The sequence below is a fragment of the Kiloniella sp. EL199 genome, assembly GCF_900313065.1.
Taxonomy (GTDB): Bacteria; Pseudomonadota; Alphaproteobacteria; order Kiloniellales; family Kiloniellaceae; genus Kiloniella.
Genome location: NZ_OMPU01000008.1, coordinates 247,519 through 273,711, shown reverse-complemented (window position 1 = coordinate 273,711; position 26,193 = coordinate 247,519). Strand labels below are relative to the sequence as shown.

At 42.7% G+C, this 26,193-nt stretch carries 31 protein-coding genes and 1 tRNA gene; 19 read left to right on the top strand and 13 right to left on the bottom strand.

Annotated elements, in window-relative coordinates:
- The first annotated feature begins 26 nt into the window (after positions 1-26).
- Complete coding sequence (locus D9A03_RS07890) at positions 27-938, top strand: DMT family transporter (protein WP_120496652.1); 912 nt, start codon at positions 27-29, stop codon at positions 936-938.
- 46 nt (positions 939-984) lie between these two features.
- On the opposite strand, the gene D9A03_RS07885 is transcribed toward D9A03_RS07890, so the two are convergent.
- Entirely contained in the window at positions 985-1,899 is a 915-nt protein-coding gene (locus D9A03_RS07885) for a LysR family transcriptional regulator (RefSeq protein WP_120496651.1), read from the bottom strand.
- Between the two features lie 113 nt (positions 1,900-2,012).
- Between D9A03_RS07885 and D9A03_RS07880 the strand changes: the two genes are divergently transcribed.
- Both D9A03_RS07880 and D9A03_RS07875 read left to right on the top strand, forming a co-directional pair.
- On the top strand, positions 2,013-2,612 hold the full coding sequence (locus tag D9A03_RS07880; protein WP_120496650.1) for a short chain dehydrogenase: 600 nt from the start codon (positions 2,013-2,015) through the stop codon (positions 2,610-2,612).
- Positions 2,613-2,824: 212 nt separating this feature from the next.
- Positions 2,825-3,409, top strand: a complete 585-nt coding sequence (locus D9A03_RS07875; protein WP_120496649.1) for a LysE family translocator — start codon at positions 2,825-2,827, stop codon at positions 3,407-3,409.
- A gap of 40 nt (positions 3,410-3,449) precedes the next feature.
- Here D9A03_RS07875 and D9A03_RS07870 read toward each other — a convergent pair whose 3' ends face one another.
- The 4 genes from D9A03_RS07870 to rplM form a co-directional block, all read right to left on the bottom strand.
- Complete coding sequence (locus D9A03_RS07870) at positions 3,450-3,785, bottom strand: hypothetical protein (RefSeq protein ID WP_162938029.1); 336 nt, start codon at positions 3,783-3,785, stop codon at positions 3,450-3,452.
- Between the two features lie 73 nt (positions 3,786-3,858).
- Entirely contained in the window at positions 3,859-5,271 is a 1,413-nt protein-coding gene (mauJ, locus tag D9A03_RS07865; protein WP_120496647.1) for a methylamine utilization protein MauJ, read from the bottom strand.
- Positions 5,272-5,418: 147 nt separating this feature from the next.
- Entirely contained in the window at positions 5,419-5,904 is a 486-nt protein-coding gene (gene rpsI, locus D9A03_RS07860; protein ID WP_120496646.1) for a 30S ribosomal protein S9, read from the bottom strand.
- Positions 5,905-5,906: 2 nt separating this feature from the next.
- Complete coding sequence (gene rplM, locus D9A03_RS07855) at positions 5,907-6,371, bottom strand: 50S ribosomal protein L13 (RefSeq protein WP_047765626.1); 465 nt, start codon at positions 6,369-6,371, stop codon at positions 5,907-5,909.
- A gap of 286 nt (positions 6,372-6,657) precedes the next feature.
- Here rplM and D9A03_RS07850 point away from each other — a divergent pair, with 286 nt between their 5' ends.
- The 5 genes from D9A03_RS07850 (at position 6,658) to D9A03_RS07835 (ending at position 10,755) form a co-directional block, all read left to right on the top strand.
- Positions 6,658-7,866, top strand: coding sequence for an FAD-binding oxidoreductase (locus D9A03_RS07850; protein WP_120496645.1), 1,209 nt, complete (start codon positions 6,658-6,660; stop codon positions 7,864-7,866).
- 202 nt (positions 7,867-8,068) lie between these two features.
- On the top strand, positions 8,069-8,197 hold the full coding sequence (locus D9A03_RS20195; protein WP_256386291.1) for a hypothetical protein: 129 nt from the start codon (positions 8,069-8,071) through the stop codon (positions 8,195-8,197).
- A 57-nt stretch (positions 8,198-8,254) separates the two neighbouring features.
- Entirely contained in the window at positions 8,255-8,509 is a 255-nt protein-coding gene (locus tag D9A03_RS07845; RefSeq protein WP_120496644.1) for a hypothetical protein, read from the top strand.
- 305 nt (positions 8,510-8,814) lie between these two features.
- Entirely contained in the window at positions 8,815-10,047 is a 1,233-nt protein-coding gene (locus D9A03_RS07840) for a polyhydroxyalkanoate depolymerase (protein ID WP_120496643.1), read from the top strand.
- Between the two features lie 195 nt (positions 10,048-10,242).
- Entirely contained in the window at positions 10,243-10,755 is a 513-nt protein-coding gene (locus D9A03_RS07835; protein WP_162938028.1) for an SPOR domain-containing protein, read from the top strand.
- 22 nt (positions 10,756-10,777) lie between these two features.
- Here the strand turns inward: D9A03_RS07835 and D9A03_RS07830 are convergent, their stop codons facing one another.
- Both D9A03_RS07830 and D9A03_RS07825 read right to left on the bottom strand, forming a co-directional pair.
- On the bottom strand, positions 10,778-11,554 hold the full coding sequence (locus D9A03_RS07830) for an HpcH/HpaI aldolase/citrate lyase family protein (RefSeq protein ID WP_120496641.1): 777 nt from the start codon (positions 11,552-11,554) through the stop codon (positions 10,778-10,780).
- 419 nt (positions 11,555-11,973) lie between these two features.
- Positions 11,974-12,714 (bottom strand): cyclic nucleotide-binding domain-containing protein, encoded by a 741-nt coding sequence (locus D9A03_RS07825; RefSeq protein WP_162938027.1) that lies wholly within the window; start codon positions 12,712-12,714, stop codon positions 11,974-11,976.
- 204 nt (positions 12,715-12,918) lie between these two features.
- Between D9A03_RS07825 and D9A03_RS07820 the strand changes: the two genes are divergently transcribed.
- The 9 genes from D9A03_RS07820 to ccoS all read left to right on the top strand — a co-directional run bounded on the left by D9A03_RS07820 (position 12,919) and on the right by ccoS (position 21,640).
- Positions 12,919-13,404, top strand: a complete 486-nt coding sequence (locus D9A03_RS07820) for a hypothetical protein (RefSeq protein WP_162938026.1) — start codon at positions 12,919-12,921, stop codon at positions 13,402-13,404.
- A 161-nt stretch (positions 13,405-13,565) separates the two neighbouring features.
- Positions 13,566-15,236, top strand: a complete 1,671-nt coding sequence (gene ccoN / locus D9A03_RS07815; protein ID WP_120496639.1) for a cytochrome-c oxidase, cbb3-type subunit I — start codon at positions 13,566-13,568, stop codon at positions 15,234-15,236.
- 15 nt (positions 15,237-15,251) lie between these two features.
- Positions 15,252-15,977, top strand: a complete 726-nt coding sequence (ccoO, locus tag D9A03_RS07810; RefSeq protein ID WP_085902223.1) for a cytochrome-c oxidase, cbb3-type subunit II — start codon at positions 15,252-15,254, stop codon at positions 15,975-15,977.
- Between the two features lie 10 nt (positions 15,978-15,987).
- Entirely contained in the window at positions 15,988-16,137 is a 150-nt protein-coding gene (locus D9A03_RS07805; protein WP_120496638.1) for a cbb3-type cytochrome c oxidase subunit 3, read from the top strand.
- Between the two features lie 2 nt (positions 16,138-16,139).
- The gene (gene ccoP, locus D9A03_RS07800; protein ID WP_120496637.1) at positions 16,140-17,009 is read left to right on the top strand and encodes a cytochrome-c oxidase, cbb3-type subunit III; all 870 of its coding nucleotides are present in this window, start codon (positions 16,140-16,142) and stop codon (positions 17,007-17,009) included.
- An 83-nt stretch (positions 17,010-17,092) separates the two neighbouring features.
- A complete protein-coding gene (ccoG, locus tag D9A03_RS07795) occupies positions 17,093-18,568 on the top strand; it encodes a cytochrome c oxidase accessory protein CcoG (protein WP_120496636.1) in 1,476 nt (491 codons plus the stop codon).
- Positions 18,565-19,095, top strand: a complete 531-nt coding sequence (locus D9A03_RS07790) for a FixH family protein (RefSeq protein WP_120496635.1) — start codon at positions 18,565-18,567, stop codon at positions 19,093-19,095. Before ccoG ends, D9A03_RS07790 begins: the two co-directional genes overlap by 4 nt.
- Positions 19,096-19,102: 7 nt before the next feature.
- The gene (locus D9A03_RS07785; protein WP_120496634.1) at positions 19,103-21,361 is read left to right on the top strand and encodes a heavy metal translocating P-type ATPase; all 2,259 of its coding nucleotides are present in this window, start codon (positions 19,103-19,105) and stop codon (positions 21,359-21,361) included.
- Between the two features lie 3 nt (positions 21,362-21,364).
- Complete coding sequence (gene ccoS, locus D9A03_RS07780) at positions 21,365-21,640, top strand: cbb3-type cytochrome oxidase assembly protein CcoS (protein ID WP_120496633.1); 276 nt, start codon at positions 21,365-21,367, stop codon at positions 21,638-21,640.
- Positions 21,641-21,692: 52 nt separating this feature from the next.
- Here the strand turns inward: ccoS and D9A03_RS07775 are convergent, their stop codons facing one another.
- Both D9A03_RS07775 and D9A03_RS07770 read right to left on the bottom strand, forming a co-directional pair.
- Positions 21,693-22,190, bottom strand: coding sequence for a GNAT family N-acetyltransferase (locus D9A03_RS07775; RefSeq protein WP_120496632.1), 498 nt, complete (start codon positions 22,188-22,190; stop codon positions 21,693-21,695).
- Positions 22,191-22,199: 9 nt separating this feature from the next.
- A complete protein-coding gene (locus D9A03_RS07770) occupies positions 22,200-22,661 on the bottom strand; it encodes an Lrp/AsnC family transcriptional regulator (protein WP_120496631.1) in 462 nt (153 codons plus the stop codon).
- Positions 22,662-22,792: 131 nt separating this feature from the next.
- Between D9A03_RS07770 and phhA the strand changes: the two genes are divergently transcribed.
- Both phhA and D9A03_RS07760 read left to right on the top strand, forming a co-directional pair.
- A complete protein-coding gene (gene phhA / locus D9A03_RS07765) occupies positions 22,793-23,596 on the top strand; it encodes a phenylalanine 4-monooxygenase (RefSeq protein WP_120496630.1) in 804 nt (267 codons plus the stop codon).
- A 185-nt stretch (positions 23,597-23,781) separates the two neighbouring features.
- Positions 23,782-24,051 carry a hypothetical protein gene (locus D9A03_RS07760; RefSeq protein WP_120496629.1) on the top strand — a complete coding sequence of 90 codons (270 nt, stop codon included), beginning with the start codon at positions 23,782-23,784 and terminating at the stop codon, positions 24,049-24,051.
- Here D9A03_RS07760 and D9A03_RS07755 read toward each other — a convergent pair.
- The 4 genes from D9A03_RS07755 to D9A03_RS07740 form a co-directional block, all read right to left on the bottom strand.
- Positions 24,038-24,601, bottom strand: a complete 564-nt coding sequence (locus tag D9A03_RS07755) for a YigZ family protein (protein WP_120496628.1) — start codon at positions 24,599-24,601, stop codon at positions 24,038-24,040. The genes D9A03_RS07760 and D9A03_RS07755 overlap by 14 nt on opposite strands.
- Positions 24,601-25,380: an ABC transporter ATP-binding protein gene (locus D9A03_RS07750; RefSeq protein WP_120496627.1), complete on the bottom strand. Its 780-nt coding sequence runs from the start codon at positions 25,378-25,380 to the stop codon at positions 24,601-24,603. Before D9A03_RS07750 ends, D9A03_RS07755 begins: the two co-directional genes overlap by 1 nt.
- A 147-nt stretch (positions 25,381-25,527) precedes the next feature.
- Positions 25,528-25,604: transfer RNA gene (locus D9A03_RS07745), tRNA-Pro, on the bottom strand.
- A 101-nt stretch (positions 25,605-25,705) separates the two neighbouring features.
- Positions 25,706-26,143, bottom strand: coding sequence for a MerR family transcriptional regulator (locus tag D9A03_RS07740; protein WP_120496626.1), 438 nt, complete (start codon positions 26,141-26,143; stop codon positions 25,706-25,708).
- Between the last annotated feature and the right edge of the window lie 50 nt (positions 26,144-26,193).

The window sequence follows — 26,193 nt, the reverse complement described above, 5'->3', positions numbered from 1 at the left end:
TTTATCGTCTATGAAAGTTTAAGAAAATGGCCCCGGCTTTTCGTTTGAATATTGGTGTCGCCCAGATGTCTCTGGCGATGTTCCTTTCCGGCTTTATCGGCTTGTTCGTTTTTGAATCCGGACAGACGCCATTTAATATTGTCTTCTTCAGATGTGTCTTCGGGGCAATCGGGCTGGGCTTGTTTTGCTGGTGGAAGGGCTATTTTACCGCAGATGTGTTGAACAAAAAGAATATAACCCTTGCTCTGTTGAGCGGTTTTGCCCTGGTTTGTAACTGGATCCTGCTTTTTACATCTTTCAAGCTGTCACCTATTTCAATCAATACAGCCATTTATCACACGCAGCCTTTCTTTCTTGTTCTTTTTGGGGCGTTGTTTCTGGGTGAAGCGTTTAATCTTCACAAGTTTGCATGGCTTATTCTGGCTTTCCTGGGCCTGATCTTTGTCATTGAGCTGGACGCCAATAGTTTTCAAGGCGATACTTCTATGATTGAAGGGGCAGGTTTTGCCTTGGGTGCAGCTATTCTCTATACGATAACAACAATCATCACCAAGCGATTAACCGGTATGCGCCCCCATCTGATTGCTTTTATTCAGGTAACTCTGGGGATTGTCATGTTGAGTCCCTTGGTTGATTTCTCAACGGCTCCAACGCTTTCCGATACCAAGGTTTGGGGGTATCTGCTTGCGCTTGGATTGATCAATACCTGTTTCATGTACATCATTCTCTATTCTGCGTTTCAGAAACTACAGACACCGGTTATTGCTGTTTTATCCTTTATCTATCCGGTAGTTGCTTTGGTTGTTGATTATATCTTTTATGATCAAAAACTGAGTGCTCTTCAGTTCATTGGTATTGTGTTTATCTTGCTCAGTGCTGCCGCGGTGAATCTGGGCTGGAAAGTCTTTCCATCACGGGTGAGAACGAAAGAAAGCTGATCCTCGAACTTAAAATAGCAAGAGATGTGGTCATACCCTTCTCTTGCTATTTCAAAAAATGATCCCGTTCAGAAAACCAGTTTTTCACAAAATCTATAAACTTCCTGACCTTGATTGGCAGATGTGTTTGATAGGGATAGACAAGAAAAATGGGGTGAATTTTGGTGCGGTATGATGGCAAAAGACGAACCAGTTTTCCCTCGGCAATTTCTGTTTCTGCCAAATAGGATGGCAGCTTGCCAACCCCGCCGCCCGATAAAATAGCTTTTTTAAGCATGGGAAAGTGATGGACGCAGAGTTTGGCCTCTATGGAAACTCGATGAGATTCTGTTTCATTTTGAAAATGCCATAGTGTTGGCACTTGTTTGGGCGCGTTTAACAAACACCGATGATCCAGCAAATCTTGCGGACGTATAATCGGACTTTTGTTTTCAAGATATTCAGGCGATGCACAGATATATTCTGTCCAATCCCCCACCTTAATTGGCACAAGATTATCATCCATTTGTGTCGTGGCACGAAACGCCAGATCAATGTTTTCCGATTGCAGATCCTTGATTTTATTATCAAGTTCCAGTTCAAATTTTACATCGGGATAAAGATCGTTGAACCCGAGTGTAATATCACTCAAAAAAGCTTCCCCGAACGAAATGGGTGCGGACAGGCGTAGAGAGCCTGAAACCGTTCCCTTTATGGCCTCAAGTTCCTTTTGGGCCTTTTCCACACTTCCTGCGATTTCTTTGCAGTGACCGTAAAAGATACTTCCGGCTTCGGTAAGATCCAGCTTGCGGGTCGTTCTGAAAAGGAGCTGAGTGTTAAAGTGTTTTTCCAGCCGGGAAACAAGTTGGCTCACATGGGCTTTTGAATGGCCAAGGCGCGTTGCTGCACGGGTAAAGCTGCCCTCTTCCACAACAACAGCAAAAACCGCCATAGCTTCTAAATGATGATAATTGGCATTCATTTGAAAACAATATGTTCATAAAATTTCATCTTATCAACATAAATAAAAACAATATATTTGCCAACAGTGAATGAATAATGTCCAGCAATGACTTGTTAAATAAGGATACGATTATGAAAATAATTTTAGTCGGCGCAAGCGGTACAATTGGTAAAGCTGTCCACAAAGAACTTTCCGTGCGTCACGAAGTTATAACGGCAGGGCGTTCAACAGGCGACCTTAAGATTGATATTACGGATAAAGAAACGATCAAAAAGGCACTGGCATCTGTTGGAACCTTTGATGCCTTGGTTTCCACGACCGGCTCAGTTCATTTTGGTGAATTTATGGAAATGAACGACGAAGACTATATGGTCGGGATCAAAAACAAATTAATGGGTCAGGTAAATCTTGTCCTGATCGGACGTGATTATATTACCCCGGAAGGTTCTTTTACCTTGAGTACGGGCATACTGAACCGCGACCCCATTCGTCTGGGCAGTTCAGCCGCAATGGTCAATGGCGCAATCGACAGCTTTGTTAAGGCCGCCGCGATGGAAATGCCAAACAGAGTTCGCATTAACTCTGTCAGCCCAACGGTCATCACAGAGGCAATGGAAAGCTATGGCCCTTATTTCAGAGGTTACGTCCCTGTTGATGCGAATAAAGCCGCCCTCGCCTATAGCAAATCTGTGGAAGGTATACAGACAGGTCAGACCTATATTGTGGATTAAATAGCGTGCACCATTAACAGCGATTATACTTTGACCTATCAAAGCCGATTGCCTGTCAGTAGCGGGATATTGTTCTGAAAACGCTCTGATTGAGCAAAGAGCTTTTAATTTCTCATTGCATAAGAATATCGAACAGTTAAATCAAATTGCGGTACATAGTGCGCTGTAAGTGACCGGGGTATAGTCTCTGAACTAAGGAGTATTATAAGCTTATGTCTATTATTATCGCGATGTGTACCTATGCCCTGACCATGTCGATTTCACCGGGGCCCGTGAATGTTATTACCATGACTTCGGGATTGAACCATGGGGTTTATCGAACCATTCCCTTTGTCGCCGGGGCCACAATTGGCTTTACCCTCTTGCTCTTTGCGATTGGGTTGGGCGCGGCAGAGCTTATAACGATGTACCCGCAAACCATGAAGGTGATCGGTTATGTCGGTGCGGCATTTATGCTCTATATGGCATATAAGATAGCTTTTTCTAAAGGGACAATCTCACTTGAAGAAAGGTCGGAGCCCGGATTTTATCAAGGGATGCTGCTCAATATTTTAAACCCAAAAGCCTGGATTGCTTCTATCTCTGGTGTGACCGCCTTTACCGCAAAGGGCGATGTCTCAAGTCTTGTGCTTTTTTGTTCCCTCTACTTTGTAATCTGCTTTATCGGTGTTGGTGCTTGGGCTGTGGTTGGAAAACAAGCCAAAATTCTGGTTCAAACAGAAAAGCACTTGCGCCTGTTCAACATCTTTATGGGAACAGGTTTGGCCGCGGTGGCTCTCTATTTGCTCGTGTTTTAGATGTAACTCCCCAAGGCGATAAAGGAATATCGCCTTGGGGTTATTCGACAGAGAGTTCGATTTTTTTTGAAGACAATATCGACTTCACCTTTAGATCCTTTGCGGCATAACTAATTATCCCTTCGTATCTCAACTTCTCTGATTTACGCACTATGCTTTCGGTGTACGGTGAACAAAAAACATCTGGATCGTTATCCCCCCCATCGATAATGCCATCGCCTACTACTACTCCATCAAAGTTGGAACAGCCTTTGGCCTGATGCAAAAACTCCTGATCGAAGATGACCTGAAGGCGGCAAACCTCGTTAAAGTTCCCGACGGCTTTAAGCTCAGAAACCTCGGCATCTATATGATGCTGAAACGAGAAGTCGGACATCAAGCCCAAAGAAGCCATTTTTAAGGATTTTGTTGAGGGGTATTTTAAGATGATGTTTTTATAGTATGTTATTTCAGTCAAAATATTGATCTGATAAGTTCATTTCAGTTCTGATTATATGGCGTGCAAGCATTCTCAAAACTTGTGCTGCAGTATGAAGACGAAATATTTGATGTTGGTCATCTGGGTTGATATTGCGAGGATTTCCTGCATGAGCTACAGCATGCCGACATAACACGGAAAGATACTTTTCAATTTTTTCATCTCCGCAATCTCTCTCTAATCTTTCCAGTACTTGTTTATCTAATTTTTCTTTTATAATCGGATAGTTTTCACGAAACCATTTTAACTCTTCTTTTTTATGATGTATTTCTACTATTTTATAATAAGAAAGTACTGCGAAGCTAATTAGAAAATTTTGTTCTGCATTTCGACCTTCTCGATATATAGCAATTGCCTTTTTTACTTCTGGGTTGTCTAATTTTTTCTTCGAAAAAATCCAATTATATGCAGTTGCAAAGGCTAAATCTCTCTTTCTGATCGGTATTGGCCTTGAACTTCCAGAAAAACCTTCCTCTAGAACTGCATGCTGATCATCACACCAAGTTAACATACTTAAAAATTGATTTATTATATTTCTTGCTTCTGTTTGATTAACTTGGTTTTTGTGCAAGTCGATATGAATAGATGTTGTATGTTCTTTGGATTTTGGCATAAGCACTATTTGGCAATTATCGAATGTAACAACTGTCTCATGCTTAGGCCATGTTACTTGGCAGTCTACGCCCATGTTTATAAAATTAGAATTTCCCGTAATACCTAAATATTTGTCTCTTGCTTCGGTCTCTATTTCTTCTGATGTGTCTGGTTCTTCTGGGTATTGAACTGGAGATCTAGCGGCTTCAAGTTTTAAGTTCTTGTTTATTGCTTGAAAAAATGAAGGATAAAAAACGATATCGTTGATTACTGAAGATGTAATTTGGGTGGGATTATAATTTATTTCGGCATCTTTTTGAAAAAGCGATGAGGCATTTTTGTCAACATAATAAGTTATCTTTACTTTATCATTTACCTTATAATGGATAGCAGCCCGGCAATAGCTATTAGTATAAATTTCACTGTCAGAAATTGTTACTTTTATAAGGCTATTAAGAGCATTTTCATTGATATTCAGTAAGGTCTCTAAAGCCTTGCATAAACTCTTTGTACCCATGAAGGAAACTTTATCTCCTCCTACAGGCTTGAGGGATTTTATAATTAGTGAAGTATGTCCTGCGAAATCGGCCCTAGAAGAGATAATAGATAGTACACCGGATACAATTTGTTCCAAAGTTAAGTGTTGTGAGTTTCGTATTTTACCACTAGGTAATAGTCCAAAGGATCTAAGGCTTTCAAAACGTTGAGCTATATGGCCTTGTGGTTGATTTGATATACTAAACTTTGATATCTGGTTTTCTATAATTCGTTCTAATTGACGTGCGATCATGGAATCCCTGTATTTTAGTAAAATTTGTATCAGCGTTTATGTGAGTTTAAATATCGTGAGCTATTTCAGGGCGGAACACAAGATACACAAAAAGGGCCGCCAAAATGGCAGCCCTTTTCGAATTTCTGAACTTCTGTTCTTCGAAGCTTAACGCTTGGAGAACTGGAAGCTACGACGGGCTTTTGCCTTACCGTATTTCTTACGTTCAACAACACGGGCATCACGTGTAAGGAAGCCGCGTGCTTTAAGCGCAGGACGAAGGCCTGGCTCGAAGTAAGTAAGAGCTTTTGAGATACCGTGACGAACAGCACCAGCTTGACCAGAAAGACCACCGCCTTTAACTGTGCAAACGACGTCGAACTGACCAGTGCGCTCAACAGTCTCGAAAGGCTGTGCGATCATCATACGTAGAACTGGACGTGCGAAGTAAACTTCCTGTTCGCGATCGTTTACGATGATTTTACCAGTACCTGGCTTGATCCATACGCGAGCAATGGCGTCTTTACGCTTACCAGTAGCATAAGCACGACCTTGTGCGTCCAGTTTTGGCTCGGCAACAACTGCGGTTGTATCTTCGACTGCAGGTGCTGCACCGCCAAGATCACTCAAAGAGTTGAGGGTTTCTTCAGCCATTGTTACTGGCTCCTCTTGTTCTTGGTGTTTTTAGAAGCAAAATCCAGAACTTCTGGCTGCTGAGCTTCATGATTGTGGTCAGGACCAACAACAACACGAAGGTTGCGCATTTGCTGACGACCGAGAGGACCTTTTGGAACCATACGTTCGATAGCTTTTTGAACAACGCGCTCAGGGAAGCGACCATCCAGAATCTGACCAGCTGTACGTTCTTTGATACCGCCAGGGTGGCCAGTATGCCAGTAGTACTTTTTGTCAGCCAATTTGTTACCTGTAAGGGCGACTTTCTCGGCATTGATGATGATAACATTATCACCACAATCCATGTGTGGTGTGAATGTTACTTTGTTTTTACCGCGCAGGATATTTGCGACTTCGACAGCCAAGCGACCGAGAACAATGCCTTCAGCATCGATCACGAACCACTTTTTCTCGATATCTGCGGGTTTAGCAGAATAAGTTTTCATTTAACAGAGCCATTGCATACTGTTGTAATAAGGGGCAAGACACACGTTAGTGCTCTTGCGTTGGTGGGTTCTAATACAGTGAATAACAGCTGTCAAACAAAAATATTACACATCGATTTTATTTTATCAATAAAAACAATGCGTTAAAAATGCGGTAATATAATACCCCATTAATTTCAACTTTTTATCCACATATAAATTTTCGAGGAAGAAACAAATCTATTGTCTGTATCAGATCCGCGCGTAAAGATGCTGCTTCGTATATAATATTAAATATGGAGTATGTATGACCAAGACATCAGATGTCGTTATTGTCGGTGGAGGCATTATCGGAAGTGCCGCAGCCTTCTTCCTGGCAAGTGATACGACATTTAATGGGAAAATTACCGTCATAGAAAAGGACAACAGCTATCAAGGATCATCAACAACCTTGTCCGCTGCGTCAATTAGACAGCAATTTTCAACACCAGAGAATATCAATATATCTCTCTTTGGTATTGAGTTCCTCCGTAACCTTTCTGAGCATTTGTCTTTAGACGATGAAAAACAGTCTGCACTCGATCTGGATATTGGCTTGCAGGAAAAGGGATATTTACTTCTTGCCAGTGATAAGGGGCGGGAAACACTTCAAAACAATAACTGGATACAAAAGGAACTTGGGGCAGATATATCGCTTTTGACCCCTGCCCTTTTAAAGAAACGTTTCCCCTGGATGAACTGTGACGATATTGCTCTGGGGTCTTTGGGACTTTCCGGTGAAGGCTGGTTTGATGCCTATAGCTTGCTACAGTTGTTCAGGGCAAAGAACAAGGAACTTGGTGTTATATATAAAGACGGCGAAATCACTGGGTTTGAAAAATCCAGCGGCAGGATTGTCGCGGCTGAATTGAAAGGTCCTGAGAGTATTACCGGCGAAAAAATTTCCGGCGAACACTTTATAAATGCTGCGGGTCCCATGGCGTCACGTATTGCTGGTATGGCTGGTATTGATATTCCCATTGAAAGCCGCAAACGATGTGTCTTTGTCTTTAACTGTCGCGAAGAGATACCCAACAGTCCGCTTGTGGTTGATACCAACGGGGTTTATTTCAGGCCAGAGGGCGAGCACTTTATCTGTGGCACTTCGCCGTTAGATGGCTATGACCCCGAGTGTTTTGACTATGATGTGGATTACAACCTTTTTGATGAACACATCTGGCCCACTCTTGCCAATCGGGTGACGGCCTTTGAATCTATCAAACAGGTCAATGCATGGGCCGGACACTATGCATACAACCTGTTGGATCAAAACGTTATCCTTGGAACACATCCGGATGTTGGCAATTTATACTTTGCCAATGGCTTTAGCGGGCATGGCCTGCAACAGGCCCCGGCTGTCGGACGTGCTTTGTCAGAACTGATTGTCTATGGAAAATACAGAACTCTGGATCTGTCCATCTTTGGCATGGAAAGAATTATCAATAAAACGCCTGTTAAAGAGCTTAATGTGATCTAGATATTAACGTTAATTAACCATGGTAAGATATTGTTTTTAAACAATAAAAAGGACGTACCTCACCATGTTGACGTTTCATCATCCATTCTGTTCACATTCTTACCACTTTTTTGCCCCACCACGGCTTTGTTTTTTTCCTTATATTAAAGTCATGGGAAACTTTAATAGAATATATCGCACAGATATGCGGGCCAAGATTTCAATGTCATCACATGCCGACAAGAATGACGATATTGATATTGATCGTCTGGTTTGGGACGTCGAGTACAGAGAAATCGTTAAACGGCTTTTGCAACCCAAGGGTAATACCTCCGTTTCACTTGGTGCTTAATCTCCGTTGGTAGGGCCATAATCGCAATTCTATCCATCTTGTGTTAGAATTGCGATTATGGCCGAGAAGAGAAAGCAATCCAAAAAACCAAATTCCAAACAACTTAAATGGCTTAAACGCGGCCTTGGTCAAGCGGGTGGAAAACTACCCCTTTTTGATGAACACGGCCAACATTATGATGTCCGCCTTATAAGAGCTTGTATTGATCATGGTTGGGCTGAACCTTGGTTCAGTAATGCCCTGAAACCCGACTGGATTGTTTGTAAATTGACAAAAAAGGGCAGAGATTTTTGTATCTCAGCCTCTCATTAACCCCTCCTTCCCTATACGCATTTCTGATTTTACCTTTTCTTGCATTGGTTTTCTTTGTTGACGCTTTCATGAAACATCTGTGAAAAACCAGACAATCATTGACTGTTTAATCAAAAATGCTTAACTTTTGATCTCATTGTGCGCCGCACAATGAATTAATTTTGAATAATTTAGGCCCGACTGACGATTGCCCAACAGGAAACTTGTATTTGTTAAGATTTTTTTGTTGGCCGGACGTTTGAACAAAAGGTCACACCGCAGCCTTTCATCGGATAAAGCTGTTTTATTTGTAAGGGATAGATAACGTGTTATATACATATTTTGATATGCAAAGCGCTGCGTTGGGACCAATGCGCGCTATGACACAGCTTACAAAAACCTATTTTAACAATCCTCTGTTCCCTCTTTCCCAAACCTATATGGGAAAAATAATGGCAGCCAGCGCTGACGTTATCGAAGGTGTTATTCGGCATCGCGGAAAACCGGAATGGGGTTTTCAGGCAATTCATCGTGAAGATGGGATTCACCCTATTGATCTTGCCAGGATCGACCACCGACCTTTTGGAGACCTTATCCGCTTCAAGTGTGATCTGGCAAAATCACCAAAAAAAATCCTACTTGTTTCCCCGATGTCAGGACACTTTGCGACTTTGTTGCGCGGGACCGTAAAGACCCTTGTCGAACATCATGAAGTTTATGTCACGGACTGGACCGATGCCAGCAAGGTGCCGACATCTGATGGCGATTTCGGGCTTGATGAATATATTGAATACCTTGTTGACTACATGAGGTTGCTAGGCCCTGATTTACACGTTATTGCCGTGTGTCAACCTGCTCCGTTGGTTCTTGCGGCTATTTCAATTCTGGCGGCAAACGATGATCCGGCACAGCCAAGTACCATGACCTTGATGGGTGGACCTATTGATCCGGGGGCCGCAGAAACCGAGGTAACAAAATTGGCGGATAGCAAATCTCTTTCATGGTTCAAGGATAATTTGACCGCAACAGTCCCGCTTCAATACGAAGGATCTGGTCGACGTGTTTATCCCGGTTTTCTGCAACTGGCTGCGTTTATATCCATGAACTCCATGCGTCATGTCGATGCACACATGCAGCATTTTAATAACCTTGTGAAAGGTGACGGAGATTCTGCTGAAAGTCATAAGAAGTTTTATGATGAATATCTCTCTGTAATGGATGTAACTGCCGAATTTTATCTGGACACAATTCAACACATCTTTCAGGAAAGAAGCTTGCCCAACGGCACAATGACCTGGAAAGGACAGTCGGTTGATCCGTCAAAAATCAAAAAGACAGCGCTTCTTACTGTAGAGGGTGAATTGGACGATATTTCAGCACCCGGACAAACCGAGGTTGCGCATGAAATGTGCTCGTCGCTTGTGAAGAGCAAACATAAAAATCACGTTGAAGCGGGTGTCGGACACTACGGTATTTTTAACGGTCGCAAATGGCGTGAAAGTGTTTCTGTTGTGATAAATGACTTTATTGAGAAACATCACCCCAAGGTAAAGGGATAAAAATTGATCAAAATTCTTAAGTCTCGAAATTCTTAAGTCATAGAATTAATTATCTTTTTATAAATATGTAGTATTTAAGGTTGGATGTAATTTACATCTAACCTTTTTTGGTGCTCGCTCATGCCAATACGACGTTATTCTTCTCTGTTTGTTGTTATCTTGTGCTCGTCTTTGATTCTCGGCGGTTGCGGTAGCGTGTATGATGATACAAAAGGTTGGGGCGTTGATCTGTGGGAAGATATCAAAAAGGGTTCAAAAAAGGCTGCGAATTCCACAAAAGAAGCTCTGAATTCGCTTGCTGAAAAGGACGATGATACTAAAAAAGTTAAAGAAGATAAGATCGAAACAACGGCGCTTGATCCTGATACAGTAAAAGATGGTCAAAAAGAGCCAATGATAACCCCTGCCCCGTTAAAGAGTTCAGAGAAAAAAGCACAACCACCAGTCACAAAAACAAGTGTCACCTATGCGGTTCATTTGTCTTCTAATAAAAGCAAGGCAAGTGCGAAAAAAGAATGGGCAGAATTAAAGAATGCTTTCCCAAAAGAAACTGACGGGCTCAGCTTAAAGCTAAAACCCGTTAAAATCATTGGTAAAGGTACTTTTTACCGGGTGTTAGGTGCCAGTTTCAAAAACAAAACAGAGGCCAATAAAGCTTGTGAAGCTTTCAAAAAGAAAAAACAATACTGCCTATCTATAAAACTTTGATCTTTTCTGTCATTAAAGCAATTTATCGATCCAGTACACGTTTTAAATGTGCGGCTTTATCGCGTGCGCCTTTGACAACAAACCCAATATCACCGCCATCAAGGACCATATCGTACCCTGCTTTATAGAGCGTTTCTGCATCTCTTTTAGGGGTAGGTATTGCGCCCAGAAGTTTTCCAGCATCTTTAACAATACGTTCAACTTTTTCTATGGCTTCCAATACGACTGGATGATCTGTTTCACCCGGATAACCAAGGTCAGCAGAAAGATCAGATGGTCCAATGAAAATCATATCGACCCCATCGGTATTGGCGATCTCTTTTGCGTTTTCTACACCTTCTGCATCTTCGATTTGACAGATCAAGAGCACCTGATCATTAAAGCTCTTCAGGTAACCTTGAGAATTAACCCCGTAATCAGCGCCTCTGACAATTGTTGACGCAACTCCTCTCTTGCCTTGTGGGGCATAATGAGATGCGTCAACGGCGTATTCAGCTTCTTCTTTTGTCGAAACAGATGGAACCATCACACCATCTGCGCCGGCATCAAGAACGCGTTTGATCTTTGCATTGGAATTACTTGAAACCCGAACATAGACTTTTGGGCCATAGGCTCTGGCTGCCTGCATCTGGGTAATAGCATCCATTACTGAACCAGGACCGTGTTCAAGATCAATCATTAAACAGTCATTCCCCGCCTGTGCAATAATTTCAGTAGCAATCGGGCTAAACATATCAATCCAACAACCAAACATAGGATGGTGATTGCCAAGTTTTGTTTTAAGCTGAGGATTAGCCATTTTATATATCCGTTGTCTCGTCGAAATGGGTATGAATAACACACGTTTATGCAAGCAGGGTGCTTCGTAAAGTCAGAGTAAGGGAAGTAAAAGGTGATGAAAAGTTTAATTAAGTCAGAGGGCTGAGAATAAGCAAGCTCGCCGAGGATGCACGATAAAATGCACCCTCCCGGAACACTATTGCCAGGTTCCGGATCACGACTTACACATCGCGTGATAAGCGGCTCGCTTTGGGAAGTGCGTCCAATCGCGCCCAGAGATCGCTCTCCGTGGCAGCGTACAAACCCCTTTTCCCAAAGCTTGTGAGCATTGATGTTATAGATTACTACGGGACTAATACAGTAAGATGACTGGAATAGATATAGGAAATACCTGATTTATTTTAAAGATATAACATCAATAGGTATTGGGTAATCTAATCAGTCCATACCTTCGGCTAGGTCAGTCAATTCTTCTATATCGTTAATTTCCAACTGCCCATTTGTCGGAATGGAAACGATCCCTTTTTTCTTCAGATTGGTCAGTGTTCGACTAACAGTTTCTGTGGTCAGCCCCAAATAATCGCCAATATCAGAACGTCCCATGGGCAGAGATATTATATTACCAGCACCGGTTTTGCTTTTTGTCCGCTTGGATAAGGAAAGAAGGAAACTGCTGACTTTTTCTATGGCTGTTTTTCGGCCAAGCAGCAGCATCTGATCCTGCGCCAGAACCAACTCGTTCGAAACCATATTAAGAAGTCTGTTTTCCAGATCAGGAATTTCTTTCAGAAGCTCTTCAAGTCTGGAGCGGGGGAATCTACAAAGCCGACAATCTTCTAATGCTTCTGCTGAATAGGCATAACAATCGTTCATGGCAATGCCAAGGAAATCACCGGGGAAAAGAAAACCGGTCATTTGACGACGACCATCGGGGAGCAGCTTGTATAGTTTGATAGAACCTCCAGTCACATTAAACAGGAAATCTGCTGAATCCATTTCATTAATAATTGTGACACCTTTGCCCACCTCTATTCCTGTTGAGATCGATGACAATCTGCGCAAATCATCACAGGAAAGAGCATGACAGAGGCTCATTTCTGCAATGTTGCATTTTTCACAAGGAGAGTTCACCAAAGGGGTCGAAGAGACCGTTTGGGCAAAGTGTGAGCCACTTCTCATTCGTATATCATTCCCGACATAATCTTTATTATATAACAAAGTTTTGTTAGTGATAGGCTGATACTACTACAAGAGTGTTAAAGAAACACGCAACAAATTATTTCTGTTTGCTATTTCTGTGCGTCATATTGACCTACATCAAAGACTTATTTTTCCGACGCGACTTCAATAAAATCAACAAAGTTATATGTGGATTATAAAGCCGTGCAATTTGCTATCAAACCATTAAATCAATCAAACACTGTTCAGGTATTACCACTGATACAGACATTAAAAAGAGATATCACCACCGATCAATGGATGAATTATGTTGATAGTTTTATTGGTCGAAATAATCGTGAATGCGGCATTATCACTGTAAAAAATTCTGCCGGATACTATATGGGCATCCTCTGCTATAAAATTGTAGAAGATGTTACACATCAGATAGTTATGGACGTTTCTAACTACGTCACGGCAGATATGCTTGGCCGAAATGATATTTCAGAAACCCTTTTGGAATGGCTGGAAGATCAAGCCTCAGAGCGTGGATGTCAGGCAATACACCTAACAGTAGATATTCAAAGCACAATTATTCCTGAAAATGGTTATACTAAATCCATTCCGAACCAGCTTATCAATAAAGGGTATGTTTGTGACGCAGTCAGGCTTTGTAAAAAATTAAACGAAAATCCAACAACTCAACACTAAGCCGTAAACAAAAATTACGACTGTTTTTTTGGGGTGCGTCAACCCGTATCATTGACCTAGATCAATGCTCTTTTGTACTTGAGAGGTAGGTTACGGGGTACTGTGAGGTGTTCTATCTCACGGTGTTATCACGTTTTTTATGATAAAAGGCGACTTCAGGAATGACTCGGGAAACTACCGCAAAAGCGAAAATGCCCCTCGACGGATGGGTAATAGCTGCGGCTCTGGTGATTGGCACGTTTTATGCCACATTAACCGCCGCGCGAACCGAAGATCCGGTAATGTCTGTACATGCATATATTTTTGCAGGTGCATTCTTACTTGGGATTTTTGGCATTATTAAGGCTTATTTTGATACATCAGAAAGCCTTGCTACACAATCAGCCGACGCACCAATTGAATACGACCTCAAGGTTGTGAAGGCGGGGGTTATTGCCTCTGTTTTTTGGGGGATTGCCGGCTTTGTTGCCGGTGATACAATTGCATTTCAGTTGGCATATCCAGACTTGAATTTTGATACATCCTTTATCAACTTTGGTCGGTTGCGTCCTCTTCATACATCAGCAGTTATTTTTGCTTTTGGCGGTAACGTTCTGTTGGCGACGTCTTTTTATGTGGTACAGAGAACCTGTAAAGCTCGCCTTCCCGGTGTTTTCTCATCATGGTTTGTATTCTGGGGATATCAGCTTTTCATCGTTGTTGCTGCGACTGGTTATTTAATGGGCGCAACGCAAGGTAAAGAATATGCTGAACCAGAATGGTATGCGGACATTTGGCTGACAATTGTCTGGGTGGTTTATCTTCTGGTGTTCTTGGGTACACTTTGGAAACGTCGTGAACCACATATCTACGTTGCCAACTGGTTCTATCTGGCCTTTATCGCAACCGTAGCCATGCTGCATATCGTCAATAATCTTACCGTTCCTGTTTCATGGACAAGCTCAAAAAGCTATATACTTTTTGCGGGAGTTCAGGATGCTCTGACACAATGGTGGTATGGCCATAATGCGGTTGGTTTCTTTCTGACAGCTGGTTTCTTGGCGATTATGTATTATTTCGTCCCCAAAAGAGCGAACCGTCCGGTTTATTCCTATCGCCTTTCAATTGTTCACTTCTGGTCCCTGATTTTTATGTACATCTGGGCCGGGCCGCACCATTTGCACTATACAGCACTTCCCGATTGGGCTCAGACATTGGGAATGACTTTCTCAATCATGCTCTGGATGCCATCCTGGGGCGGGATGATCAACGGTCTTATGACGCTGTCAGGTGCATGGGATAAACTGCGTACTGATCCAGTCTTGCGCATGCTTGTTGTATCTATTGCGTTCTATGGCATGAGTACCTTCGAAGGTCCTGTGATGTCTATCAAAGCTGTGAATTCACTCAGCCACTATACAGATTGGACTGTTGGACACGTTCATTCTGGTGCGTTGGGTTGGGTTGCGTATGTCAGCTTTGGTGCTCTTTACTGTCTTGTTCCATGGCTTTGGAACAGAACACAGCTCTATTCCTTGAAGCTGGTAAGTTACCACTTCTGGATTTCTACCTTTGGCATTCTGCTCTACATCACATCAATGTGGGTATCCGGTATTCTACAGGGCCTGATGTGGCGTGCGTATGATGATCTTGGCTTCCTGGAATATTCTTTCGTGGAAACTGTCGAAGCGATGAATCCTTTCTACTGGATCCGTGCAATCGGTGGTGCCTTCTTTGTGATCGGTTCTCTGATCATGGCTTATAACCTATGGCGGACAGCCCGTGGAGACGTGAGAACGGAAAGTCGTTCACTTGCTCCAGAAGCTGTTCCTAGCCCCGTAGCTGCAGAATAAGGAGGTTTTAAGATCATGATTAAACATGACGTATTTGAGAAAAACTCAATCGTACTATTGATCGGGATCCTGATTGTTGTCTCAATCGGTGGTCTTATTGAAATTGCGCCACTTTTCTTTCTTGAAAGTACAATTGAGAAAGTAAAAGGCATGCGCCCTTATTCACCTCTGGAGTTGGCCGGACGCAATATTTACATCCGTGAGGGCTGTTATAACTGTCACTCACAAATGATCCGCTCTTTGCGCGATGAGGTAGAGCGTTATGGTCCCTACTCTCTTGCGGCTGAATCAATGTATGACCATCCCTTCCAATGGGGATCAAAACGTACAGGCCCTGATCTGGCACGTGTTGGTGGAAAGTATTCCGATGAATGGCACAAGGAACACATGGTTAATCCACGTGGAATTGTTCCTGAGTCTGTTATGCCGGGTTATCCTTTCCTTTTGGATGCGCCGCTTCGGTTTAATGACATCAAAGAACATCTGGAAGCAAACCGTATGGTTGGTGTTCCCTATACAGATGAGATGATCGAGTTGGCAGAAGAAGATTTGCGTGCCCAGGTTGATCCGGATGGTGATACAGATGGCTTGCTTGCCCGTTATCCCAAAGCACAGGTTCGTAACTTTGATGATAATGCCAAAGTCATAACAGAGATGGATGCTTTGATTGCTTACCTGCAAATGCTTGGCACCCTAGTGGATTTCTCAGCCTACAAGGCTGAAGGTCCGGAACTGCGATAAGGAGATAGGTATGGATTACAACGACATTTCTACTTTTTCGCAAACTTGGGGGCTTGTGTATCTGGTTGTGATGTTTTTGGGGGGCGTTGCTTATGCGCTTTGGCCCAAAAACAAAAGCAAGTTTGATCACGCCGCTCAAATTCCATTAGAGGATGACTAGTCATGGCAGGAAATCCAAGAAAAGACGAGATCTCTGGTGTCGACACCACCGGTCATGAGTGGGATGGCATCGAAGAGCTAAACAACCCCCTTCCCCGTTGGTGGTTGTGGGTGCTGTATGCATCTGTAATTTGGTCAATTGGTTATTGGATCGCAATGCCTGCCTGGCCTGGTATCAGCGATTATACCAAGGGCATGTTGGGATATTCTCAACGCCAAACAGTTATGGATGAACTTGCTGAAGTGAAAGCCGGACGCGCTGATATAGAAGCAAAGATTGTGGCATCCAGTTTGGAAGATATCGCAAAAGATCCAAACCTTAATCAGTATGCTCTGGCTGCCGGTCAGGCTGCATTTGGTGATAACTGCGCCGGGTGTCATGGTAGTGGTGCACAAGGGGCCAAAGGCTACCCGAACCTGAATGATGATCATTGGTTATGGGGGGGATCACTCGAAGATATCCACTACACCATTAACTATGGTATTCGTTCAACACATGATGAAACCAGATTTAATGATATGACAGCATTCCTTGCTGATGAAATTCTTGAAAGGCAGGAAGTTTCAGACGTAGCGGAATATGTTTTATCCCTGTCTGGCACATCAAGTGACAGTGAGGCTGCTCAGCGCGGTTTGCCTATTTTCGAAGATAACTGTGCTGCCTGTCATGAATCAGGCGGTGTTGGTAATCGCGAAATGGGGGCCCCAAATCTGTCCGATAAGCTCTGGCTCTTCGGCGGTGACAAGGAAACCGTCGTTCAGTCCATTTCTTATGGTCGTAAAGGTGTAATGCCGACATGGGAAGCCCGTTTGGACCCTGTGACGATTAAAGCCCTGAGCATTTATGTTCACTCCCTTGGTGGCGGTGAATAATACAAAAGGCCTGTGTACGGGAGGGCTCGGTCTCTCCCGTACCATAAAAAACAACTTAACGTCAGAAAAGAACGTCTGTAGAGATGAGCACCAAGCTGGAACAGATCGTTAAGGAAGCCACTGTTGAAGTGGAGGCCGTTAACAAAAAAGAGAACCGTCCTCTTTATAAAAAACGTGAACCCATATTTCCTAAAAGGGCAGTTGGTCAATTCCGCCGTTTAAAATGGCTGATCATGATCATTACACTCTCAATTTATTATTTAGTTCCTTTTATTCGTTGGGATCGTGGTCCCGGCGCCCCGGATCAAGCCGTTTTAATTGATTTTCCGGGCAATCGTTTTTATTTCTTTTTTATCGAGCTCTGGCCTCAGGAAGTTTACTACATTACCGGTATTCTCATTGTTGCCGGGCTCGTGCTCTTCTTCTTTACCAGTCTTTTTGGTCGCGTCTGGTGTGGTTACGCCTGTCCGCAAACGGTCTGGACTGATTTGTTTATCGCCGTTGAACGTTGGGTCGAAGGTGATCGCAATGCCCGAATAAAATTACACCGTCACAAGTGGAATTTTGAAAAGGTATGGAAGTATACTCTGAAACATACAATCTGGTTGATTATCGGAATGGCAACCGGTGGTGCATGGGTTTTTTACTTCGCTGATGCACCGACGCTTCTGGTTGAACTCTTTACGCTCCAAGCCGACATGATGGCCTATACCTTTGTTGCGCTGTTGACCTTTACAACCTATACACTTGGCGGGTTATCACGGGAACAGGTCTGTATCTATATGTGTCCATGGCCGCGCATTCAGGCCGCAATGATGGATGAAGATTCCCTACAGGTTACCTATCGAAAAGATCGAGGCGAACCAAGAGGCCGCGCTAAAAAAACACAAGACGACAAGGCTTTTGGAGATTGTATCGACTGTAAGCAATGCGTTGTCGTTTGTCCGATGGGTATTGATATCCGTGATGGCGCTCAACTGGAATGTATTAACTGTGCGCTTTGTATTGATGCCTGTGACGGCATTATGGACAAGATGGGAACACCCCGTGGTTTGATTGGTTATGATACCGATGCCAATATGGCCCGCAGGCTAAAAGGTGTTCCACAAAAATTTAGCCTCTTGCGTATGAGAACAATTCTTTATGCTGTGGCGATTTTTGCAGTTTGTGCCTTTATGGTCTATTTGCTTGCCAGTAGATCTCCTTTGGATCTCAATGTCTTGCGTGATCGTAATCCACTGTTTGTGAAATTATCGGATGGCAGTATTCGCAATGGTTATACCGTTAAAATCCTGAACAAAGAGCGTGCGCCGCAACAGTTCCTGGTGACGGTTACTGGTCTCGACTTTAAAGAGATTAAAATCAACGATATTGAAAATGTTGGCCCTGCACCAATTGTTGATGTGAAGTCGGATAACTTGCGAAGTGTTCATCTGTTTTTATCCGTTGATGCGCAAGATCTGAAAACAGCTTCTGAGCCAATTACGATTACAGTTACAAATAAAGAGACTGGTTATAGCGTCTCTAATGATAGTGTCTTTATAGGTCCGAACAAATGAGCATGATAGAAAGCACATCTGTAATGAATGAAGTCCCTACACCTCAGAAAGAAAAAAAGTTCACAGGAAAGCATTTTCTGATTTCGATCTTGTCTTTCTTTGGCGTCATTATCGGTATGAATGTCGCGTTTATTTACTTTGCGACCAACACCTGGACCGGACTGTCCAAGGAAAATGCCTATGTTGATGGTTTGAACTATAATCAGACAATTGAAGCCGCAAAAATACAGAAAGACCTCAATTGGCAAAGCTCTCTTGATCTGGAGACTGTGGGAACTCAAAAGTTGATTTCTTTTGTACTGAAGGATGCAGATAATCAGAATCTTTCCGGCTTTGATGTAACAGTAAAGGTCGGACGCCCGACCCTTCAGGGATACGATCAAACACTTGTTCTCGCAGAAAGCAGTCAGGGCAAGTACGAGGCTGCGGTTGATTTGCCTCTTGATGGGCAATGGCATGTCAGCCTTTCAGCAACCTCCCCTACAGGTACGCCTTTCAAGTTGGAAAAACGTTTTTTTGTGAAGTAGTGCGATCATGTCTAAGTGTTGTTCTGATCTCAAAAATCAAGATATTGAAGTACCTGCTGAGATGGCTCCCCCTAAAGAGGTGCCCGCCAGCATTGATCCGACGGCTTATGTCTATAAGAACGATGCAGGACTTTCTCAGCTTAATTTGATTGTAGATACAATTCATTGCCCGTCTTGCATCCGTCTGATTGAGGGAAACCTCAACAAAATGGACGGGGTGGAAACAGCGCGGGTGAATCTATCTACCAAAAGGCTTTATGTTTTGTGGGATGCGACCAAAACATCAGCAACTGCAATTGTTCGAAAACTCGATGATCTCGATTTTCCGCCGACGCCTTACAATCCGGATTTGATGAGTTCTGCAAGTGAACAGGAAGACAAGGCACTTTTAAAGGCAATGGGTGTTGCTGGTTTTGCCGCGGCAAATGTCATGCTGTTATCTGTGGCGGTTTGGTCTGGCGTTAATGATATGGGGCCAGCAACACGTGATTTGCTACATTGGGTGTCTGGTCTTATTGCCTTGCCCACCGTTGCCTATTCCGGGCAGCCGTTTTTTAGATCGGCAATTGCAGCTTTGAAAACGCGTAGTTTGAATATGGATGTTCCCATATCACTCGCTGTTCTCCTTGCCGTGGGTATGAGTGTTGCTGAAACCCTGCAAAGTGCAAAACATGCTTATTTTGATGCATCGGTTATGCTGTTGTTTTTTCTTCTGATCGGTCGCTACCTTGACCGACGGATGAGAAGCAAGGCGCAATCAGCAGCACAGAACCTGTTATCTCTGCGTGCGATCGCGGCAACGATTATCAGGGAAGACGGTACACACGCCTCTCTTCCTGTTGAGGCTGTCGAACCGGGCATGAAGGTTGCCATTGCTGTGGGAGAGAAAATTCCAGTCGATGGCACTGTTATAAACGGTGAAACCGAAATTGACAGCTCTCTTATTACAGGAGAGTCTTTGCCCCAGAAAGTGCTTGTTGGTAACGCTGTTTTTGCTGGCACGCTCAATATCTCTACCCCGATTGAAGTTGAAGTCACAGCACAAGACGATCAAACTCTGCTTTCTGAAATCGTCAAATTGATGGAAACCGCAGAGCAAGGACGGGCCAAGTATGTACGTCTAGCAGACAGGGCCGCGCAAATTTATGCGCCAGTGGTTCATATCCTTTCTGCACTGACGTTTGTCGCATGGTGGGCTTTGGGAGATGGCGGTTGGCATTTGGCACTTATGAATGCTATTGCCGTTTTGATTATTACCTGTCCTTGCGCTCTCGGACTTGCTGTACCAACAGTTCAGGTCGTTGCCAGTGGTCTATTGTTACGTCGGGGAATTCTGGTGAAAGCTGCGGATGGATTGGAACGATTGGCAGATGCTGACGTCGTGGTGTTTGATAAAACAGGTACCTTGACCAAGGGGCAACCTGTTCTGACCAATAAAGACACGCTATCTGCGGATGATTTATCTTTAGCAGCCTCCCTCGCCCTGTCCAGTAAACATCCACTCTCAAAAGCGTTAGTGACCGCAGCAATCGATGTACCAGTTGTTAAACTGGATAAGGTGCATGAAGAGCCAGGACAAGGACTGGAATGTTACTTGAATGATAACAGGGTTCGTATTGGTAATCGGAACTGGTGTGGTGTTGATGAGGACAGAATTGGTGATGACGCTGTCAGCGAACTTTGGTTATCAGATAGCTCCGGCAAAAAAGTACGCTTTACCTTTGAAGATCAACTAAAAGATGATGCTTCCAGTGCGATTTGGTATGCCAAGGAACATCTCCAGTCCGTAGAAATTCTTTCCGGCGATAGAGAAAAAGCCGTAAAAAAAGCTGCAAAGTTGTTGTCTATTGAAAATTGGACTGCCGGAGCTAATCCAAAAGACAAGATTGCCCATTTAGATAATTTGTCCAACCAAAAACACAAGGTTTTGATGGTGGGCGATGGATTAAATGATGCCCCGGCATTAGCAAGTGCTTTTGTATCTGCCTCTCCGGCAACAGCTTCTGATATAAGTCAGACGACAGCAGATTTCATTTTTCAGGGAAATAAACTGAAACCGATTATGGAAGCAATAACGATTGCCAGAAAAGCGCGGGAGCTGATTTTTCAGAACTTCGGATTAGCAATTGTGTATAATGTTATCGCGGTGCCTCTGGCGATGAGCGGATATGTGACACCTTTGATTGCATCTGTTGCCATGTCTGCGTCATCTATTGTTGTCACTCTTAATGCCCTACGGCTAAGACTATCAGAAAAGCGAGCATAGAAAATGACGGCTCTTACATTTTTAATTCCGATCGCACTTTTGTTGGGCTTGCTTGGGCTTGTTGCTTTTTTATGGTCCTTGCGTACAGGACAATACGACGACTTAGAAGGCGCAGCTTACAGAGCTGTTTTTGATGATGATCCGATTGAAAAAGATGAGATTGTCTCAAGGAAAAGCTCTGAGGTAGATAGTGCATATATTGTTCTGGATGATTCAGATTACGACACACAGCAAAAAGGACAAGATCCGCTCAACAAGTCTTTTCCGAAGTGTTGCTGATATAATAGTTTTAGGAAAATCATATATTTTCGTGTTCAATACAATATTAAAATTATAGCCCAAAGGCTTTTGCATAAATAACATTGCCGTCGGTAGGAAAGATATTTTTTCTAAATTCCAACCCCATAAATTCATTGCCTTTAAAGGGCGCATCCAAATTTTCTGTTGATGTGCTCGTAAAGCCAAATTTGGAATAATAAGCCGGATGACCAAGAACAATAATGCCTGATAGATCTTCGTTATTTCGGCAAGTTTGAATACCGCGTTCCATAAGCTGACTTCCTATACCTTTGCCCTGGTGAGCTGGTAAAACAGAGAGAGGTGCCAAGCTTGCTGTTTGTATTTGCAGGTGAGGAGATGTAATTTCCATCGTACTAAAAAGGATATGACCTAAAATTGTCCCCTCCTCTTCGGCAACCAAACCAAAAAGAACATCATTATCCATATATAGTTGTTTTACGAGATAACATTCATCCCACTGGCCAAATGCATCATGAATGACTTGCAAGACCTGTGCACGATCTTTGATCTCTTCTTTCCGGATGTGCATAACGTTCCTCTAGATTGGGAGTTCAGTAGAATATTTTACATTTCGTAAGGCGAAACGGGAGTTTACCGAATTAATAATCGGCAAATGAAGGAATTGTTCCGTGAGCATACGATCATAAGCTTCAATATCCTTTGCCACAATTCGCAAGAGGTAATCTCGGTTTCCCGTAATGGTGTAACATTCCATTATCTCAGGGCGTCGATCGACAATATCTTCGAACTGCCTGACTTGCTCTTCACTATGCTGAACCAATGTTACTGTTGCAAAAACAGTCACGTTTAGACCAGCAATTTTAGTATCTAGCAAGCATACTTCCTTTCGAATTAGCCCCTCGTCTCGGAAACGTTTTATCCGTCGCCAACAGGGAGACTGAGAAAGACCAACCTTTGCTGCAATATCCGCAGTGGAAAGAGACGCATCTTGTTGCAACAAGCTCAGTATTTTTACATCGAGTGTATCAAGGTCAATCATTTCAAGTTACAGCACATTATTGAATAAAACTGATTTCTAAAACTAATTTACGAGGTTTATTAGAATATAATACCCCATTTTTTAAGATAAAATAAACAATCAAAGCAGGGATTTAACAATGAGGTAAAAAAATGGGACATCATGGTTCAACTTATGAATCAAAAATACCGGATACGAACGGTTTATATCACTATACCCGATCAGAAAATGAAATCTGGGGGGATTTAATCACCCGCCAAAATCAAATCCTGGATGGTCGGGTTTGTAAGGAGTTTGTTCGAGGAAGGGAAATTCTTGGGTTAAATGATCGTCAAGTTCCCCAGTTAAAAGATGTCAGCGAGCGCCTCTTTGAGGCAACTGGGTTTGGCGTTGAATCTGTTCCAGCTGTTATCCCTCCGAAAGATTTTTTTGCAATCCTGGCGAACAGGCGTTTTCCGGCAGCAACCTTTATTAGAGTTAGAGAAGACTTTGATTACATCAAAGAACCTGATGTATTTCATGAAATTTATGGGCATTGTCCAATGCTGACAAACCAGTCCTTTGCCGATTATGTTCAAGAGTATGGGAAACTCGCGCTATCAGTTGAAAAGAAATACATGTGGCCTCTTCAAAGGCTTTTCTGGTTTACAGTCGAGTTTGGTTTAATCCAAACCACTGAAGGGTACCGAATTTACGGTGCCGGTTTGGCGTCTTCGTCTGGTGAGGCTATTTATTGTATGGATAGTCATGAACCTACGATAATGGAGTTTAATCCCTTAAGTATTTTCAGAACCAATTATCGTATCGATATCTATCAACCAATTTACTATGTGATTAGTAGTTTTGAGCAGCTATTCGAGACGATTACTTCTGATTTAATCCCTGTCATTGATCAGGCTAAGGAACTTGGTAATATAAACCCTCTTCCAGCAGCTCCCAATCATAAAACACATTAATTGGTAGATAGTATCTCTGTCATAAACACCCTCTGTTTTGAGGGTGTTTTCTTATATTTATGGCATAGTTTGACGGATGTATTCCAAATAGAGGCTTTATAGTAGCAATTTTAGATAAATTGTAGTAAGAGACTGTTAACCAATTATTTGAAGATGAAAAAGCTTATAGTACAGGGACAAGCTTGATGCATCAGGGGGCTATAAAAAATACCACAGATATTGAGGCTGTGCTCAAACGAGAGCAGCCCAAACATCTGTCATTGGTTCATGATCCTAACAGTAAATGGGCAGTGCTAACCAAACAAGCGCACCGCATTTTTCATTATCGTTTGACCCAGCATAATCTGTCGGAAAATGATCGAGAGGCCTTGATGCTTGCTCGCAATGAACTCATGGCTTTGGCAAAATCTTTAAAAGCTGTGTCATCTGTACAAAATGTACTTAACGAAGATTAAGTTTCCGCTGTAATTCGGATAATTTTTCTTCGATACTTTCCACAACAAATATTGCTCCGTTAGTGCCAAAATCCTTTTGCACGATTTCAATGCCAATTTGACTACATAGATATTCTGCATGTGTGATCGATTTGAAGGGGAGAGTAATTTTTAATTTATGTAGCTTTACATATGTAAGCAAGCAGGCTTCTTGAATAACTTGTTTGGCACTTTCGCTATAAGCCCGAACCAGTCCACCTGTACCCAGCTTTGTCCCCCCAAAATAACGTACTGTAATGACAGCCGTATTAATTAAGTCATTACCCTGTAGTACTTTGAGGGTCGGAGGTCCTGACGTGCCAGAGGGCTCACCGTCATCGCTGGCCCCCTCTTCGATTTGATCGTATTGATTTAAGCGCCTGAAAGCCCATACATGATGGCTCGCTTTTTTGTGCTCGTCCCGTAACTCGGCCAAACGATTTTCAAAACATGAAACAGGCATCAAAAAAGAGATAAAGCGAGATTTCTTCTCGTCTATTTCTGTGAAGTTTTCAGAAGAAACGTAAAGCATTATTCAGTCAGGACAGCAATGGGACCTTCTGCTGATTTATGGATAAACTGTTGAACATAAGGATTATCCGTTTTGTCCAGATCGGCTGTAGGACCATGCCACACAACTTTTCCTTCGTGTAACATCATGATCTTTGTTGAAATCTTTCGGGCAGAATCTAAATCACTGCTAACGATGATCGATGTTGAGAGATGCTCTTTAGCCTGTTGATTAATAAGCTGGCTTATCGAATTACTCATAATAGGATCAAGTCCGGCAGTCGGTTCATCCAGAAATAAAAAATCAGGATTTCCTGCAAATGCTCTGGCAAGTCCAACTCTTTTTTGCATGCCTCCGGATAATTCAGCTGGATATAGGTGGGCGACTTCTGGTTTTAACCCAACCTGATCCAGTAATGTGATAACGGCTGCTTTGATTTTGGTTTTGTCCGTACTCTGTTTTTTTAACTCTTTAAAAGCAATGTTTTCCCACACAGTCATGGAATCAAAAAGAGCCGACTGTTGGAAAAGCATGCCAAAACGATCAACGAAATTTTGAGAATTGTCTTCTAATTCTTCTTTTGAGTGTCCGTTGATGAAAATTTTACCCGTATCATGAGGGATAATGCCAAGCAGTATTTTAAGCAACAGTGTTTTACCGCTTCCTGACGGGCCGATAATGACGAGAGTTTCCCCAGAATCCAACGTTAAATCGTTAATATCTAGCGCTTTAAGACCATTAAAACTTTTGCTCAGATCTTTGATCTCCAAAGCAGTTTTTGTTTTTCTGTTGTCGATCATTTTGTCAGTAGGTCCTCAAAGCTCATATTTATAGGCAAAGATTATCATAGTGGAACAATAAAACCAGTGGGATAAAGCATTGAATTTATGAATAGATAGCGCACAAAAAAACCTCTGATCCTATGCAAAGATCAAAGGTTTTTTATTTGGTCGGAGTAGCAGGATTCGAACCTGCGACCCCTTGGCCCCCAGCCAAGTGCGCTACCAGACTGCGCTATACTCCGTTAGAAAGAAGCTTCAGACTTTTGTCGTCATCGCTCTTCTTCGCACTATATACATTCGCTATATGTGCAAAGCAATGGCGTTAACCGAAAAAAACAAAAAATTACCCTAAGAGAGCACGAATGGATTTTAATTCGTCCAAAACTTCTTTTTGACTCTTAGGAGACAGGCCAAGAACTTGATTTACTAGACTCTTTTCGTCATTTGTATTGTTCGTCTTTTTTTCATTGGTAGTGCGCTTTGGGACTGATTTTTCTTCATCAAGAGAAGCATTTGCTTTCAAAGCCCCTTCTTTAAAGAGTTTCTGTACACCTTTTATGGTATAGCCGTCTTTATATAAAAGATCTTTTATCTGACGAAGTATTTTCAAATCTTCCGGGCGATAATAACGTCTGCGTCCTGCACGTTTCAATGGCTTGACCTGAGGGAACTTTGTTTCCCAAAACCGCAGCACATGCTGAGGAACATCCAAGTCGCCAGATACTTCGCTTATCGTCCGGAACGCAGCCGCAGATTTGCTCGAGGTTTCCGCAGCACACATTTGCAGATTAAACTCCTGCTTTTTCTAGGTTTTGTCAGTATTTTACCGAC